Source organism: Acidovorax sp. sic0104 (assembly GCF_019219095.1).
Classification (GTDB): Bacteria; Pseudomonadota; Gammaproteobacteria; order Burkholderiales; family Burkholderiaceae_C; genus Acidovorax.
This window is the reverse complement of the sequence record NZ_JAHUWH010000013.1, coordinates 17,615-33,911: the sequence shown is the minus strand read 5'-3', so window position 1 is coordinate 33,911 and position 16,297 is coordinate 17,615. Positions and strand designations below refer to the sequence as shown.

The 16,297-nt window shown below is 67.5% G+C and carries 14 protein-coding genes; 8 read left to right on the top strand and 6 right to left on the bottom strand.

Translation table 11 applies throughout. The annotated features are described in order from the left end of the window. Positions 1 to 126 precede the first annotated feature (126 nt). From KW835_RS19315 to KW835_RS19305, 3 genes are all read left to right on the top strand, one after another. Positions 127 to 1,323: an aspartate aminotransferase family protein gene (locus KW835_RS19315; RefSeq protein ID WP_218385422.1), complete on the top strand. Its 1,197-nt coding sequence runs from the start codon at positions 127 to 129 to the stop codon at positions 1,321 to 1,323. Between the two features lie 20 nt (positions 1,324 to 1,343). After that, a complete protein-coding gene (gene argF / locus KW835_RS19310; protein ID WP_370633659.1) occupies positions 1,344 to 2,264 on the top strand; it encodes an ornithine carbamoyltransferase in 921 nt (306 codons plus the stop codon). A 175-nt stretch (positions 2,265 to 2,439) separates the two neighbouring features. Further along, positions 2,440 to 3,120 carry a hypothetical protein gene (locus KW835_RS19305; protein WP_218385419.1) on the top strand — a complete coding sequence of 227 codons (681 nt, stop codon included), beginning with the start codon at positions 2,440 to 2,442 and terminating at the stop codon, positions 3,118 to 3,120. Between the two features lie 9 nt (positions 3,121 to 3,129). On the opposite strand, the gene KW835_RS19300 is transcribed toward KW835_RS19305, so the two are convergent. Beyond that, complete coding sequence (locus KW835_RS19300; RefSeq protein ID WP_218385417.1) at positions 3,130 to 3,483, bottom strand: copper-binding protein; 354 nt, start codon at positions 3,481 to 3,483, stop codon at positions 3,130 to 3,132. A gap of 2 nt (positions 3,484 to 3,485) precedes the next feature. Further along, positions 3,486 to 5,453, bottom strand: a complete 1,968-nt coding sequence (locus tag KW835_RS19295; protein ID WP_218385415.1) for a S9 family peptidase — start codon at positions 5,451 to 5,453, stop codon at positions 3,486 to 3,488. Between the two features lie 133 nt (positions 5,454 to 5,586). On the opposite strand from KW835_RS19295, the gene KW835_RS19290 reads away from it, so the two are divergent. Further along, entirely contained in the window at positions 5,587 to 6,258 is a 672-nt protein-coding gene (locus KW835_RS19290) for a response regulator transcription factor (protein ID WP_218385414.1), read from the top strand. 33 nt (positions 6,259 to 6,291) lie between these two features. Next, a complete protein-coding gene (locus tag KW835_RS19285) occupies positions 6,292 to 7,764 on the top strand; it encodes a HAMP domain-containing sensor histidine kinase (RefSeq protein WP_218385411.1) in 1,473 nt (490 codons plus the stop codon). A 216-nt stretch (positions 7,765 to 7,980) separates the two neighbouring features. Here the strand turns inward: KW835_RS19285 and KW835_RS19280 are convergent, their stop codons facing one another. The 3 genes from KW835_RS19280 to KW835_RS19270 are packed head-to-tail and all read right to left on the bottom strand — an operon-like array spanning position 7,981 to position 10,445. Next, positions 7,981 to 8,238 (bottom strand): hypothetical protein, encoded by a 258-nt coding sequence (locus KW835_RS19280; RefSeq protein ID WP_255593677.1) that lies wholly within the window; start codon positions 8,236 to 8,238, stop codon positions 7,981 to 7,983. A 6-nt stretch (positions 8,239 to 8,244) separates the two neighbouring features. Then, on the bottom strand, positions 8,245 to 10,140 hold the full coding sequence (locus KW835_RS19275) for a ferrous iron transporter B (protein ID WP_218385409.1): 1,896 nt from the start codon (positions 10,138 to 10,140) through the stop codon (positions 8,245 to 8,247). Next, positions 10,137 to 10,445 (bottom strand): FeoA family protein, encoded by a 309-nt coding sequence (locus KW835_RS19270; RefSeq protein ID WP_218385407.1) that lies wholly within the window; start codon positions 10,443 to 10,445, stop codon positions 10,137 to 10,139. Before KW835_RS19270 ends, KW835_RS19275 begins: the two co-directional genes overlap by 4 nt. 454 nt (positions 10,446 to 10,899) lie before the next feature. Between KW835_RS19270 and kynB the strand changes: the two genes are divergently transcribed. The 3 genes from kynB (at position 10,900) to kynA (ending at position 13,984) form a co-directional block, all read left to right on the top strand. Then, positions 10,900 to 11,556, top strand: coding sequence for an arylformamidase (gene kynB / locus KW835_RS19265; protein WP_218385405.1), 657 nt, complete (start codon positions 10,900 to 10,902; stop codon positions 11,554 to 11,556). 87 nt (positions 11,557 to 11,643) lie between these two features. Next, on the top strand, positions 11,644 to 12,954 hold the full coding sequence (kynU, locus tag KW835_RS19260; RefSeq protein WP_218385404.1) for a kynureninase: 1,311 nt from the start codon (positions 11,644 to 11,646) through the stop codon (positions 12,952 to 12,954). A gap of 142 nt (positions 12,955 to 13,096) precedes the next feature. Next, positions 13,097 to 13,984, top strand: a complete 888-nt coding sequence (kynA, locus tag KW835_RS19255) for a tryptophan 2,3-dioxygenase (RefSeq protein WP_218385402.1) — start codon at positions 13,097 to 13,099, stop codon at positions 13,982 to 13,984. Positions 13,985 to 14,118: 134 nt separating this feature from the next. Here kynA and KW835_RS19250 read toward each other — a convergent pair whose 3' ends face one another. Further along, positions 14,119 to 16,170 (bottom strand): beta-propeller domain-containing protein, encoded by a 2,052-nt coding sequence (locus tag KW835_RS19250; protein ID WP_218385400.1) that lies wholly within the window; start codon positions 16,168 to 16,170, stop codon positions 14,119 to 14,121. Positions 16,171 to 16,297 lie beyond the last annotated feature (127 nt).

Here is a 16,297-nt window from a genome sequence, read left to right as displayed (position 1 = left end):
TGCATTGCAGTAATGCGCAATCGTCAACAGCCGTTCACCGTGCTCCCCCTAGAATCGTGCTTCGTTTCCTCGGGCTCGATCCCCCAAAAGGGCAGCCCATTCACCGCACCGTCAGGAGATTTCTGCATGACCGCTACCACCCCGGCAGCTTCGCCCCACGTGATGAACACCTACGGCCGCGTCCCCATCGCGCTGGCCCGTGGCCAGGGCAGCCGAGTCTGGGATGTCAACGGCAAGGAATACCTCGATGGCCTGGGCGGCATCGCCGTGAACACGCTGGGCCACAACCACGCCAAGCTCGTGCCCGCGCTGCAAGACCAGCTCACCAAGCTCATCCACACCTCCAACTACTACCACGTGCCGCTGCAGGAGCAGCTTGCCGCCAAGCTGGTGGAGCTGTCGGGCATGCAGAACGTGTTCTTCTGCAACTCGGGCCTGGAGGCCAATGAGGCAGCCCTGAAGATCGCACGCAAGTTCGGCGTGGACAAAGGCATCGCCAAGCCCGAGATCGTGGTGTACGAGAAGGCCTTTCACGGCCGCTCCATCGCCACCATGTCGGCCACCGGCAACCCCAAGATCCACAACGGCTTCGGCCCGCTGGTCGAAGGCTTCATCCGCGTGCCGCTCAACGATATCGAGGCCATCAATAAGGCCACCGAGGGCAACCCCAACGTGGTGGCCGTGTTCTTCGAGACCATCCAGGGCGAAGGCGGCATCAACGGCATGCGCATCGAATACCTGCAGCAGCTGCGCAAGCTGTGCGACGAGCGCGGCTGGCTCATGATGATCGACGAAGTGCAGTGCGGCATGGGCCGCACCGGCAAGTGGTTTGCCCACCAATGGGCGGGCATCGTGCCCGACGTGATGCCCCTGGCCAAGGGCCTGGGCTCGGGCGTGCCGATCGGCGCGGTGGTGGCCGGCCCCAAGGCCGCCAACGTGCTGCAGCCCGGCAACCACGGCACCACCTTCGGCGGCAACCCGCTGGCCATGCGCGCCGGGGTCGAGACCATCCGCATCATGGAAGAAGACGGCCTGCTGGCCAACGCAGCCAAGGTGGGCGACCACCTGCGCGCAGCGCTGCAGCGCGAGCTGGGCAGCCTGCCCGGCGTGAAGGAAATCCGCGGCCAGGGCCTGATGCTGGGCATCGAACTGGCCAAGCCCTGCGGCGCCCTGATCGCCCGCGCGGCCGAGGCTGGCCTGCTGCTGTCCGTCACGGCCGACACCGTGATCCGCCTGGTGCCGCCGCTGATCCTCACCACCACCGAGGCCGACGAGATCGTTGCCAAGCTGACCCCGCTGGTCAAGGCCATCCTGGCTGAATGAAGAGCAAGCACGCCATGACGCTGAAACATTACCTGCAGTTCAACGACCTCACCGCCGACGAATACGCGTACCTTTTTGAGCGCGCCGCGCTCATCAAGAAGAAGTTCAAGGCCTACGAAAAGCACCACCCCCTGGTGGACCGCACCCTGGCCATGATCTTCGAGAAGGCCAGCACCCGCACCCGCGTAAGCTTCGAGGCCGGCATGTACCAGCTGGGCGGCTCCGTGGTGCACCTGACCACGGGCGACAGCCAGCTGGGCCGCGCCGAGCCCATCGAGGACAGCGCCAAGGTCATCAGCCGCATGACCGACCTGGTGATGATCCGCACTTACGAGCAGAGCAAGATCGAGCGCTTCGCCGCCAACTCGCGCGTGCCCGTCATCAACGGCCTGACCAACGAGTACCACCCCTGCCAGATCCTGGCGGACATCTTCACCTACATCGAGCACCGTGGCTCCATCGCCGGCAAGACCGTGGCCTGGGTGGGTGACGGCAACAACATGGCCAACACCTGGCTGCAGGCGGCGTCACTGCTGGGCTTCAAGGTGCATGTGAGCACACCGCGCGGCTACGAAGTGGACGAGAAACTGGCCGCTGGCGCCCGCGGGATCAGCGCAGGCTGCTATCAATTCTTTAGCAACCCACTGGATGCCTGCCAGGGTGCCGACCTGGTCACCACCGACGTGTGGACCAGCATGGGCTACGAGGCCGAGAACGAAGAGCGCAGATTAGCCTTTGCCGACTGGTGCGTGGACACCGAGATGATGGCCGCCGCCAAGCCGGATGCCCTCTTCATGCACTGCCTGCCCGCCCACCGGGGCGAAGAGGTCGAAGCGGATGTGATCGACGGGCCGCAATCAGTGGTGTGGGACGAGGCGGAAAACAGGATGCACGTGCAGAAGGCACTCATGGAGTACCTTTTGCTCGGCCGGATTGCATGACATGCAATCCGGTGGCGCGCCAGCGCCAGCAGCCTGTTTCGGCGCAGGCTCATGTCCGCACAGCGGACATGAAGCGGCCGCAGGCCGCGCGCCGAAGCCACAGCAGGATGCACGTGCAGAAGGCACTCATGGAGTACCTTCTGCTCGGCCGCGTGGCCTGATCCACCGCTCCACCATGCCCTGGCGCCGCCAGCCCGTCCACAGCGCCGAACTGCAGGCGCACTGGAACGCGCTGGGCCAGGCGTTGGGCCGCGACACCCCCGCCTGGCGCGCCGAGGGCCGCCGCCTCATCCTGAGCTGGGCCCACTGGCCCCGCGCGTACCACGACACCACGCACCTGTGGGCCTGCCTTCGGCACCTGCAGGCCGTGCAGGACCCGCAGCCCGGTGTCCTGCAAGACCCCCATGCCGTGGCCCTGGCGCTGTGGTACCACGACGCGGTCTACTGGCCCTGGAGCCGCCACAACGAGCAGCGCAGCGCTGACTGGGCCGTGCGCTTTCTGCGCAGCCAGGGACTGCCCGAAACCATGGTTCTCAGCGTGCACCAGCACATCCTCGACACCCGCCACAACCCGGGCACCCTGGCCGGTGACGCGCAATGGGTCGTCGATATCGACCTGGCCATCCTCGGCCAGAGTGATGCGGTGTACCGCCAGTTCGAGCGCAACGTGCGGCGTGAGTACTTCTTTGTCCGCTGGCCGCGGTATGTAGCGGGGCGCAGCGCAGTGCTACGGGGTTTCTTGGAGCGGCCGCGCATCTACGGCACGGAATGGTTCCATGAGCGCCATGAAACGCAGGCGCGCATCAACTTGAGCAACGCCTTGGCAGCGCTGCAAGCTGGAAAGATCCACGCCTGAGCACCCGTATCAGTTGCAGGGTTCGAATCGCTTGCACTCGTCAGCAATGTGAATGGCGGTCAGCGTGTTTTCACCGTCCATGCGCCGGGCCTGAAACCTGACCCATGCGCCCTCGGAGATGCCGGCCAGAAGGCTTGCGTCGACCACGCGAAAGGTCTGCGTCGCGAACGGAATCTTCGCGCGGGGCAGCAACTTCAGGCGCACAAAAAGCCTCTCGCCGCTGCTCCCGCTTTCACGGTCCACGGACACCACACGCGCTCGCGTGTAGACCGCCTCTGTGGCCCCTTGATCAGCTGCCTGAGCGGTGGCAGTGCCAGCACCGATCATCGCCCAGGCCGCCAGAAACCAAACACCGCGCAGCATGGTCAAAACGCCCACGCGCCCAACTGGTAGTAGTCGAACCCACTTGTGCGCCCGCCCAGGCATTGGGCCAGGAAATCTTCGGTCTTGCGGTACATGGTGAGGTTGTTGCTCCACTTCTGGTTGCCATGGCCGTCGCCGGTGAAGGTGACGTAGTCCACCTCCTTGCCCGCCTTGCGCAGAGCGGCCACCATCCATTCAGACTGCTCCAGCTTCACCCGAGGGTCGTTCACGCCATGCATGATGAGGATGGGCTTTTGCGCATGCTCGGCGTGGTACAGGGGCGACTTGGCATCCATGCGGGCTCGGTCCGCAGTCACTGCCGGATTGCCCACATAGCGATGCCACCAGGGCAGGCCCAGCTCCCAATACGGCGGCGCGGACTCCAGCAGGCGAGCGATGTCCGTCACGCCCACCACGTCCACGGCACAGGCAAAGACCTCTGGGGTAAAGGTCGCGCCGACCAGCGCCGAGTAACCGCCGTAGCTTGCGCCGTAGATCGCCACGCGCTTAGTGTCGGCCACGCCCTGCTCCACAGCCCAACGCACACCGTCCACCAAGTCATCGTGCATGCGTCCCGCGAATTCACCCATGGCTCTTTCCATGTGCGCGCGGCCATAGCCGCTGGAACCCCGGTAGTTGACCTGCAGCACGGCATAGCCCCGGTTGGCCAGAAACTGCTGCATCGCACGGCTTGTGGCCCCATCGCCCCAGCGGTCGCGCGCCCACGGACCACCATGCACCAGCAGCACCATCGGCAAGCGTTGCGGCACCACTCCCTGAGGCAGTGTGAGGTATCCATGCACCGTCAAGCCGTCGCGAGCGACGTAGGTGATGGGCCTGGTCGGTGCCAGGTCCTTGGCAATCAGGCTCAGGCGGTTTTCCCCCAGTAGCCGTGGCTCTTGCCCTTCGCGCAGCAGATAGCTGCGCGTGCCTCGGTCCGTCGAGACGGATACCGCCAACACAGTGTCGGTGCGGTCCATGCTGGTCACGAACACCTCTGCTGGCTGTTCGCCCGCCAGTGCGGACAGCCGCGCGGCCAACGCGGGGTCGAACACCTGGCGCGCCGGGTAGCCTGGCATGAAGTTGGCCACCAAAGGCTCGCGCGTTCGGCGGCTCAGCGTTACGCTGTCCAGGTCCACATCGGGCGATGCGAACAACTCATCCTCGGCGCCGGTGATCATGTCGAGCCGCACCAGCGCCAGCTTGTCTCGGCCACGGTTGGACAGAGCCCACGCCTTGCGCCCCTCGTCGTGCAGGCCAAAGATGCTGAGGGTGTCCCAGCGGCTGCGCTGCGCTACGGTGACCCAGCTACCGGCCTCGGTGCCTGGACGCTCCAGCAGGGCCTCGTCGCCACGCAACTGCGTGCGCGCCCGCAGCTGGCCGCTGGGGTCCACGCCCCACCAGTTGACGTTGCCAGGGTTGGTGGCCAACAGCACCGGCGCGCCGCCTGCAGCGCTGACCCGGTACAGGTCGAAGACTTTCTTGTCGCGCTGGTTGGAAGTGACGGTGAAGTCGCCAGTGCCCTCCACGGCGTCCACAAAATGCGCCACCGAACGGGGCGCTGGCATCAGCTCGCGCAAGTCCGTGCCGGGGCCTTCCACTTCGCCCGCAAAGATGCGCGTGTTCTCATCGCCCCTGAGGTCTGCCGTGATGCCCAGCCAGCGGCTGTCTGCACTGAAGCGGATTGACCGGGCCCGGATACGGAAGGCCTTGGCACTGCCACCGTCGATAGGCTGCACCCAGATCGCGGGCACCACGCCATCCACGCCGAACCAGGCGATGCGCTGGCCGTCCGGCGATACCCGGTAACCACCGGTGGACTGCCGGCTGGCCACGAAGTCGCGCACCGGCACCAGATCGGGCAAGTGACCGCCCACCAGCGCAGGGTGCGCAGGGCCGCTGGCGCAACCCGCCAGCCACAACGCACACACCGCCAGACCAGCCCATGTGCAGAACCGTTTCATTTGCATGCCACCCGCTCCCGATATTGCTGGTTGATGTGCTTGGGATTGTGAAAGGGCCCAGCTTAAGGCACGCCAAAGAAGGCCCGGCGATCGCGCACGCCACAGGCTGCATCGCATTGCCAACCCCCACAATCCCCCCATGCACATCCTGCTCATCGAAGACGACCTGGACCTGGGCCGCGCGCTGCAGTCCGCGCTCAAGGTCGAGGGCCTGACCAGCGAGTGGCTGCGCCGCGCCGTGGACGCGCCCGCCACAGTGGATGCCACCACCGTGGACTGCGTGCTGCTGGACCTGACGCTGCCGGACGGAAGCGGCTTCGACCTGCTGGCACGCTGGCGGGCGCAGGGCGAACAGGTGCCCATCATCGTGATCACCGCGCGCTCGGCGGTGGAGGACCGGCTGGCGGGGCTGGACGGCGGCGCGGACGACTTTGTGATCAAGCCCTTTGCCACGGCCGAGCTGATGTCGCGCATCCGCGCGGTACTGCGCCGCAGCGCGCGGCAGGCCAGCGAGCGCTGGGTGCTGGGCGAGCTGGTCATCGAGCCGCGCCGCCACCTGGCGCTGCGTGGCGACGAAGCGCTGGACCTGTCGCCGCGTGAATTCCAGCTGCTGCTGGAGCTGGCGCGCGAGCCCGGCGCCGTCGTGCCCAAGGGCGTGATCGCGCAACGGCTGGACCCGCTGGGCGAGCCGGTGGACTTTGGCGCGATCGAGGTGCATGTGTCCAACCTGCGCCGCAAGATCGGGCCGGAGCTGATTCGCACGGTGCGGGGCGTGGGCTATTTGCTGCAGGCAGGGCATGGCGCCCCTTGAATCGCTCCGCGCCCGCCGCCATGAATCACTGAAATGAGAAGCGAACCTCACAGCGTGCGCACCGCATGGCAGCGCCTGGCAGAACCCACCCTGGTGCGTCGCAGCGTGGCCTCGGTGATGGCGGCATTCGTGATCGTGTGGGGCGTGCTGCTCAGCTACAACTACATCAACTACAAACAGGCCATCACCTACGACCCGGGCCTGGCGAAGTACGGCGATGCAGTGCTGGAGTCGCTCGCGCCCATTGCAGACCCCGCGCAGGCGGCTGCTGCCCTGGCATCAACCGACCAATGGACCAACATCCGGCGCCGCCAGGTGGGGGTGTTGCCGGGCACCCTGCTGCACGAGCTCAAGGACGCCGCCACCGGACAGCTGGTATTCGCATCGCCCAGCCTGCGACAGCTGACGCCGCCACCCACCACGCCAGCAGCGGTGGGTGTGATCACCGAAGCCCCGCTGGGTGAGACCATCCACCGCATCTACACCGGCAGCAACGCGCGCTGGGCCCTGCGTGTGATCGAGCCCAAACGCATGGACGCCAACTTCCTGCAGTCCAGCGGACGCGCACTGCTGCCCTACCTGCTGCTGGCCTCACCCTTTGTGCTGCTGCCCGTGTGGCTGTCGGTGCGCAACGGCCTGCAGCCCCTGCAGCAACTGGCGAGCCGCATCGCGCAGCGCGGCAAGGACGACCTGCAGCCCGTAGGCTTCAATGCCCAGCACCGCGAACTCAAGCCGCTGGAGCAGTCGCTGGACCACCTCTTCGCGCAGCTGCGCCAGAAGGTCGAGCGCGAGCGCGCCTTCGTGCAGGACGCCGCGCACGAGATCCGCACGCCGCTGGCCGTGATCACAGCGCAAGCCCATGTCATGGCGCGCTCGCAAAGCGAGGACGAGCGCACCGAGGCCCAGGCGCATCTGGAGCAGGCCATTGCACGCACCTCGCACCTGGCGCAGCAGTTGCTGGACCTGGCCGCGCTCGACGAAGCCCAGCGCCCGGCCCCGCGCGACCTGGACGTGGCGCAGTGGCTGCGCGCCGCCCTGGCGCAGGCCGTGCCGCAGGCGATGGCGCGGCAGATCGAACTGTCCCTGGACGCGCCCGACAGTCTGCCCGCGCGGCTGGACCTGCCTGCCCTGGAATCGGTGGTGCACAACCTGCTGGACAACGCCGTGCGCTACGCCCTGGCGGGAGGCACCGTGGCGGTGGGCCTGCGGGCGGACAACAGCGGCACGACCTTGCAATTGGCGGTGCAGGACGACGGCCCCGGCATTCCGGCGGCCGAGCAAGGCAAGGTCTTCGAGCGCTTCTACCGGGGCCCGGGCCATGCGGCCAGCACCGGCAGCGGTGGCCACAACGATGCAGGCCATGCCACCAACGGCTCCGGCCTGGGCCTGGCCATCGTGCGCCAGGCAGCGCTGCGCATGGGCGGGCAGGTGCGGCTGGGCCAGGGGCTGGGTGGGCGGGGCGTGGGCTTCTTCGTGGAGATACCGCTGGCTGCGCGCCGGAGCTGATGCAGCGCTGATCCGAGCGGGCCATGGCCGTCATGACAACCGCTGGACATCGGCCTGATGAGCTTAAGCCTCAGCGAACGGATTGGGGGTATGTGACGCATGTGGCCAATAAGGCCGCCCAAGCCACCCAAGCCACCCAAGCCTCCTAGATGCTCCAGCGCCCGCTACCGCTTGATGGACAAGCGCAAGCAGCTACAAATAATATAGCAAACCATATCAATGCCGCGAGCGTGGCATGGCCACTGTTTTCTCCGCAGCCTCGCCCGGCGACGATGCTGCAGGACCGCAGCCACCGCCACCGCTACTGCAGGTGCTGCACCCCCCACCGCCGTCCCCGCTGCCGCAGCCCGGTGCCTGCACCAGCGCCGGATGCACCCGGCCCAGGCGTTGCCGCCAGCCCTGGGGCATGTAGCGCCACGCCACATAGAGCATGGCAACGGCCACGATCAGGCCGACGATGATGTCCTGGGCCATGGTTGTCTAACCTCCACCCATCGCCAGTGCGATGCGGTACGTCACGAAGCTGGCCAGGTAGGCCAGCGCAAACAGGTACGCCGTCATGATCAACGGGTACCGCCAGCTGTTGGTCTCGCGCTTGACGGTGGCGATGGTCGACAGGCACTGCGGCGCAAAGATGAACCACACCAGCAGCGACAACGCCGTGGCCAGTGACCATTGGGCGGCGATCAGCGGGCCCAGCTGCGCGGCAGTCTCCTCGCCCGTGGCAGACAGCGCGTATACGGTGCCCAAGGCCCCCACGGCCACCTCGCGCGCGGCCATGCCGGGCACCAGGGCGATGGAGATCTGCCAGTTGAAACCGATGGGCGCAAAGACGACGGCCAGCAGGCTGCCGATCTTGCCCGCCAGGCTGTATTCGATGGCGGGCCCGGTGGCGCCCACCGGTGGCGCCGGGAACGACGACAAGAACCACAGCAGCACGGTGAGCGCCAGGATGATGCCGCCCACGCGGCGCAGGAAGATCTTGGCGCGCTCCCACAGGCCGATGGCCAGACTGCGCAGGCTGGGCCAGCGGTAGGTGGGCAGCTCCATCAGCAGCGGCGCGGCGCCGGTGTTGGTGCGCGCCAGCCGGGCCACGGCCGCCACGGCCATGGCGCTGACGATGCCGCCCACGTACAGCGCGAACAGCACCAGGCCCTGCAGGTTGAACACACCGGCCACCGTGCGCTCCGGGATAAAGGCCGCGATGAGCAGCGCATACACCGGCAAACGCGCCGAGCAGGTCATGAGCGGCGCGATCATGATCGTCACCAGCCGGTCGCGCCAGCTCGGGATGGACCGGGTGGCCATGATGCCGGGAATGGCGCACGCAAAGCTCGACAGGAGCGGGATGAACGAGCGGCCCGACAGGCCCACCACGCCCATCACCCGGTCCAGCAGAAACGCCGCGCGCGGCAGGTAGCCCGAGTCTTCCAGCACCAGGATGAAGAAGAACAGGATCAGGATCTGCGGCAGGAACACCACCACCCCGCCCGCACCGGCGATGATGCCGTCGGTGAGCAGGCTGCGCAGCGTGCCCTCGCCCATGTTCGCATTCACCCACGCAGCAGCGGCCTCGGTGGCGGCCTTGATCCAGTCCATGGGCGCGGCGGCCCAACTGAACACGGCCTGGAACATCAGGAACAGCGTGACGGCCAGCAGCACCATGCCCCACACCGGGTGCAGCACCACCGCGTCGATGCGGTCGTCGCGGTGCAGGCTGACCTGCGGCGCGCGCACTGCCAGGTCGATGATGCGGCGCACCTGCTGGTGCAGCTGCATCACCTGCTGCTGCGCGCTGCCTTCGGGCATCGCCAGCGGCACCTGCGCGGCGGCCAGCGCCGCGGGCTGCGCGGTGTCCAGCCACTGCACCAGTTCTTGCGCACCGCCGCCCCGCACGCCCACCGTGGCCAGCACCGGCATGCCCAGCTCGCGCCCCAGCGCCTCGCGGTCGATCACGATGCCCTGGCGCTCGGCAACGTCGCTCATGTTCAGCACCAGCACCATGGGCAGGCCCAGCGCGCGCGCCTCCAGCACCAGGCGCAGGTTCAGCCGCAGGTGGGTGGCGTCGGTCACGCAGACCAGCACCTCGGGCGCGGGCTCGCCCGCCCGACGGCCGGTGACGATGTCGCGCGTGACGGCCTCGTCCATGCTCTGCGCATGCAGGCTGTAGGCGCCCGGAAGGTCCAGCACGCGCACGCGCCGGCCGCTGGCGGTCTGCAGCGAACCTTCCTTGCGCTCCACGGTCACGCCGGCGTAGTTGGCCACCTTCTGGCGCGCGCCGGTCAGCAGGTTGAAGAGCGCGGTCTTGCCGCAGTTGGGGTTGCCCAGCAGCGCGATGCGCAGCGGCGCGGCGGCAGCGGTGCCCTGCCCGCTCATGGCCGCACCTCCACCTGCACCATCGACGCCTCGCTGCGGCGCAAGGCAAACGTCGCCTGCCCCACCCGCACCGCGATCGGGTCCACCCCCAAGCCGCCGCGGGCGATCACACGCACCGCCTCACCCGGGAGGAAGCCGATCTCCATCAGGCGCAGCACCGTGCCTTCTTCCTGGTCGCCGCTGGCACTGCGCAGCCCTGTCACCAGCGCGGGGGTGTGCAGGGGCAGCCGGTCAAGAGCAGTGGATGGCGCAGGGCCAGGAGAGAGCTGCTGCGGGACAGCGGCGCCATCGTGCGGAGAGGTCATCGGAGTTTGATTGTTTGAATGTTATTGATTCTCATTTTAATGATGCTACCTTCGCGGATTGGTTCCCTCGGGGACTGCGATTGATGCAGCGCAAGTCGAGCCAGGGGTTGCTGTCGGTCAGCTCGCTGCTTGCTCTGGCAGGGATGCACACCCGCTTTGGCGCCAATGTCAGTCGCCTTTGGCACGGAAATCATGCAACTCCGGGGAATCCGCTTTGCAGGCTTCCAGGCTATCCATCCGCCTGTGGGGGCCGATGGCAGGTGGTGGCTCTTCGCCAAGGCCCAGCGCGTCGAGTACCGTGGCTTGTCGGTCAAGACTTCCGCAGCAGTACACGCAGCCCGGGTGAGCCACGGCACCATGAGAACTCGCCAGATCGTTTAGGCTTCAACAAAATATGAACGATGTTGGAAATAACCGACACCATGGTTTTTCCGGGACATGCAAACTTTGTCCCATGCCAACCAGCCCCTCTTCTTCCACCACCCGCAGGCTCTGGGACATCTCGCCGCCCGTGCATGCGGGCAGCCCCGTGTTCCCGGGCGACACGGCGTACAGCCAGCAGTGGTGCGCCACCATCGGGCCCGGCTGCCCGGTGAACGTGAGCGCGATCACGCTGTCGCCGCATGTGGGCGCCCATGCTGACGCGCCGCTGCACTACGACGAGCGCGGCGCCAGCATCGGCGACGTTTCGCTCGACGCATTTCTGGGGCCCTGCCGCGTGATCCACGCCATCGCACGCGGGCCGCTCATCACCTGGGACCACATCGCCCATGCGGTGGACTCGACCTTGCCCCAGCGCGTGCTGGTGCGCACTTACGAACACATGCCGCAGGACCGCTGGGACGGCCAACTGGCCGCCTACGCGCCCGACACCATCGAGCGCCTGGCCGACCTGGGCGTGCTGCTGGTGGGCATCGACACCGCCAGCATCGACCCGGCGGACAGCAAGACGCTCGACAGCCACCAGGTCATCCGCCGCCGCGGCCTGCGCGTGCTGGAGAACCTGGTGCTCGACAACGTGTCCGAGGGCGACTACGAGCTGATCGCCCTGCCGCTGAAGCTGACGACCGCCGACGCGTCGCCGGTGCGTGCCATCCTGCGCTCGCTGTAGCGCCCGAATTTCAAGCCCTACAAGGCTCCAGCGCTTTCCCCATCAGCGCCGATAGCTACCAAAACAGAAGCAAACGATCTCATCACCATGACCACCACCTTGCAAGACTGCCGCGCACTCGACGCGCAGGACCCCATCGCCCCGCTGCGCGATCACTTCACGCTGCCGCAGGGCGTGATCTACCTGGACGGCAACTCGCTGGGCGTGGCGCCCAAGGCTGCCGCCGCGCGCGTGGCCGACGTGGTGACGCGCGAGTGGGCCACCGACCTCATCAAATCCTGGAACACCGCGAGCTGGTTCGACCTGCCCCAGCGCCTGGGCAACCAGCTGGCCCCGCTGATCGGCGCCGGCCCGAACGAAGTGGTCTGCACCGACAGCACTTCGATCAACCTGTACAAGGTGCTGAGCGCGGCCCTGAACATTGCCCGCGAAGACGGCCCCGCGCGCAAGCGCATCGTGAGCGAGCGCAGCAACTTCCCGACCGACCTGTACATCGCCGAAGGCCTGTGCAAGGAGCGCGGGCTGGAGCTGGTGCTGGTGGAGCCCGAGGAGATCACCGCCGCGCTGACCCCCGGCGTCGCCGTGCTGATGCTCACCCACGTGAACTACCGCACCGGCGCCATGCACGACATGGCCGCCATCACCGCCGCCGCGCATGCGCAGGGCATTCTGTGCGTGTGGGACCTGGCGCACAGCGCGGGCGCGGTGCCGGTCGATCTGAACGGCGCGGGCGCAGACTTCTCCATCGGCTGCGGCTACAAGTACCTGAATGGCGGCCCCGGCGCACCGGCCTTCGTGTGGGTGCACCCGCGCCACGCCAGCCGTTTCTGGCAGCCGCTGTCGGGCTGGTGGGGCCACGCGGCGCCGTTCCAGTTCACGCCCGACTACCAGCCTGCGGCCGGCATCACGCGCTACCTGTGCGGCACGCAGCCCATCATCAGTTTGTCGGCCCTGCAGTGCGGGCTGGACGTGTTCACCGCCGCGCAGGCGCTGGGCGGCATGGCCGCGCTGCGCACCAAGTCGCTCGCGCTCACCGACCTGTTCATCCGCCTGGTGGAGGAGCGCTGCGCGGGCCACGGCCTGGGCCTGGCCACTCCGCGCGAGCATGCCCAGCGCGGCTCGCAGGTGTGCCTGACGCGCGACGAAGGCCAGGGCGTGAACGGCCAGGGCAGCGGGGCGTATGCCATCGTGCAGGCACTGATCGCGCGCGGCGTCATCGGCGACTTCCGCAAGGGAGACGGCGGCAAGGGTCCGCACAAGGACATCCTGCGCTTTGGCTTCACGCCGCTGTACCTGGGCTTTGAAGACGTGTGGAACGCCGTGGAGCATCTGCGCCAGGTGCTGGAAAGCGGCGAGTGGCAGAAGGCCGAGTTCAACCAGACGCATGCGGTGACCTGATACGTATCAGCAATCAAGAACTTCAACCCGCTCACTGAGCGCCGTCGAAGCGCCGCGCGAGGCTTCGACAGGCTCAGCCCGAACGGTTTTGTTTGATCGAACGCGAATACGCACGACGCCACGCGAACGCAGGAGACCCACGATGTGCCCCTTTTCCCAAACCCCCGCAACCATCAGCGAAACCTCCGGCACAGCCCTGCCCGAATCCATCGTGCACGAGGAGCGCGCCCAGCTCGACTTCAGCCAGTCGATGAGCTACGGCGACTACCTGCAGCTCGACGCCATCCTCACCGCGCAAAAGCCGCTGTCGCCCGCGCACGACGAGATGCTGTTCATCGTGCAGCACCAGACCAGCGAGCTGTGGATGAAGCTCATGCTCCACGAGCTGCGCGCGGCCATTGCGCACATCGCCAACGACGAGCTGCAGATGGCCTTCAAGATGCTGGCGCGCGTCTCCAAGATCATGGAGCAGCTGGTGCACGCCTGGGACGTGCTGGCCACCATGACGCCGCCCGAGTACACCGCCATGCGCCCGTACCTGGGCCAGTCCAGCGGCTTTCAGAGCTACCAGTACCGCAGCATCGAGTTTGCCCTGGGCAACAAGAACCGCGCCATGCTCAAGCCCCACGAGCACCGCGCCGACCTGCTGGCCCAGGTGCAGGCCGCGTACGAGGCGCCCTCGCTGTACGACGAGGCCCTGCGCCTGCTGGCGCGCCGCGGCATCCCCGTGCCCGCCAGCCACCTGGAGCGGGACTGGACGCAACCGTACGCAGAAAGCGACGGCGTGGAGCAGGCCTGGCTGGTGGTGTACCGCAACCCCAAGGAGCACTGGGACCTGTACCAGCTGGGCGAGGAGCTCACCGACCTGGAAGACGCATTCCGCCTGTGGCGCTTCAGGCACGTGACCACCGTGGAACGCGTGATCGGCTTCAAGCGCGGCACGGGCGGCACCGGCGGCGTGAGCTACCTGCGCAAGATGCTGGACGTGGTGCTGTTCCCCGAGATCTGGAAGCTGCGCACGGACCTGTGACCACTCATGGGCAGACACCAAAATGGCTGCCAACGCTTTCTGTACATGCGCAGCAAGCTACTTTTTTTATAGCGATCAATATCGCTGAGGATAAAGGGCCGCAGGCCCGCGCAAGGCCCGGCGACGCCTTCGCCTCAGTCGCCCATCTTGGTGAACACCAGCCCCCCTGACAGCTGGTATGCCGCGTTGTCCACCTGGAGGCTGCGCTCGCTGGCGATGTCAAAGCGGCCGTAGAGTTCGGGCGAGTCGCCGTCGAGGAGGGGCGTGGAGACCACCATGGACCGCAAGCCCAGCGTGCCATTGCGGGTGTTCACTTCCAGGCGCGCCGCGCCCTGGTAGCCCCTCAGCGGGGGCGGCGTGCCGATCATCGTCGGTGCCATGTAGACCCGGGCCGGGAACGCGATGCGCACCAGGCCGTCCACACTCAGCACGTCAAGCACGGGCCGCACGCCATCGAGCGTGGTGATGCTGCCCCGCCCGCCCAGCTTCTGGGTCGCCAGCAGCCGGCCCTGCGCCGCGTTGCGCACATCGAACAGCGCAAGCTGGATGCCATCGGCCACCCCGCCCTGCGCGCTGTCCCTGCCGACGCCCAGCAACAAGCCACCGGGCAGCGGAAACATCTGGTCCGCAAAGCCGCCTGCTGCCAGCTCGCCTGCCAAGGACGGTGCGGCGGCACTGGCCAGGTCCAGCACCCACACGGGCTCTGCCGTGGCAGAGTTGGTGGCCAAGGTGGTGGCATATGCGCGAACACCTGCGAAATGCACGACGTCCACCTGCTGGTCCCCGCGCGATGTGCGCAGCTTGATGGGCAACCGGGCCTGCACGCCCAGGCGGCTGTCGCTGCCACTGTCGCGCAGCACGGTCAGCAGCGCCGGCGAGGCCGGCTGCGCCTGGATGCTCACGGGCGGCATGCCGCTCTGGCCCACCGTGCCGGTGAAGGTCAGCACGCGCAGATCGTTCTGGTACTCGTTCAGACGCGACGGCATGCGGCGCAGGTCCCAGCCCAGGTGGCCGTCCACGCTTCCGGACGCGTCGTAGTCCACCTGCGAACCGCGAAAGCTGAACTTGTGGATGTCCGTTCGGCTGGCGGCCGGGAACGCCGCGCTGGCCACATCGCCGCCCATGCGGTACTGGCGCGAGCTGGCCACATACACGCTGCGCGCGCCCATGTGCAAGGCTTCGCTGCCACCGGCAAAGCAGCGGCTGGTCCGCGCCAGGCCCGAGGATGTGAGGTCGATGGCGGTGATGGACGTCAGCTGCAGGGCCAGCGATGCATTGCCCGGCTGAACCAGGCAGTCGCCCTCGGTGACCAGCGGTTGCGGCGCGCCGCCGTCCACGCGCAAGGTGGGAATCAGCGCAGCCGCCGTCAGGTCCTTCAACGCCGCCTCCACCGCCGATGCCGAGGCGCCCGCAGGCACGTTGAACCGCGTGAGATCCGGCGACCACGTGCTGACCAGGTACAGGGTGTTGCCAATCAGCCGGCTGCCCACCAACAGCCCGTCAATGCGCATCCGCTTGACCGGCTCGGGCGCAGAGTCCTTGCCGAGGGTGAACACGTCCAGGGACAGCGTGCGGCTGTACTCGGGCAGCACGGTAGTTGCTGCATCAGGCGCTTCCGCTGCAGCCACGACAGGCTGCCGGCCTGCATACGGGTCTTGCTGCGACAGCACTGCGGCACGCGTTCCGCCAACGGCCACATAGAACCCGTGCGGGATGAACTGGGCGTCCAGCGTGGCGCGGCCCACGCTGCCCAGGCTGCCATCGGCCGCGCGGGCCATGGCCGACAGACGGGGCGGCTCACGGCCCGCGCCGGTGGGGTAGCCCCGGTGCAGGCCATAGACCATCTTGCCGTTGCTCTTGAGCAGGCCGTCCTCTTCCACCACATCGCCCACCAGCGGCGTGCCCGTGTTCGTGACCACGCTGCCGGCGGCGCTGAGGGCACCCACCGTGGGCACGGTGATGGCGGTTGCGCTGAAACCCAGCGCCGCACGCTGCGCGATCCGGGCCTTGAAGTACGCGACCAGGTCACCCGGGCGCGCGGCCTGCAGCCTCGCCTCGTTGGACGGGCCCGGCCCCCCGCCCTCGGGGCCACTGCCCCCGCAGCCGGTCGCCAGCGCGGTCGCCGCCACGGCCAGCCAGGCGGGCGATGCCCCCGCCACCCTTCGCGCCAACTCCTTGTACGCCATTGATTTCTCCCTGAGGTTTTTTTGAACATCCCGCGCGCCGGTTTCGCCACCTGCTGCGCTGAAAATGCGTTCATTGGAACTGAGTGGGATAATATCCCACACAATTCAAACCGGTCAACCAGATGAC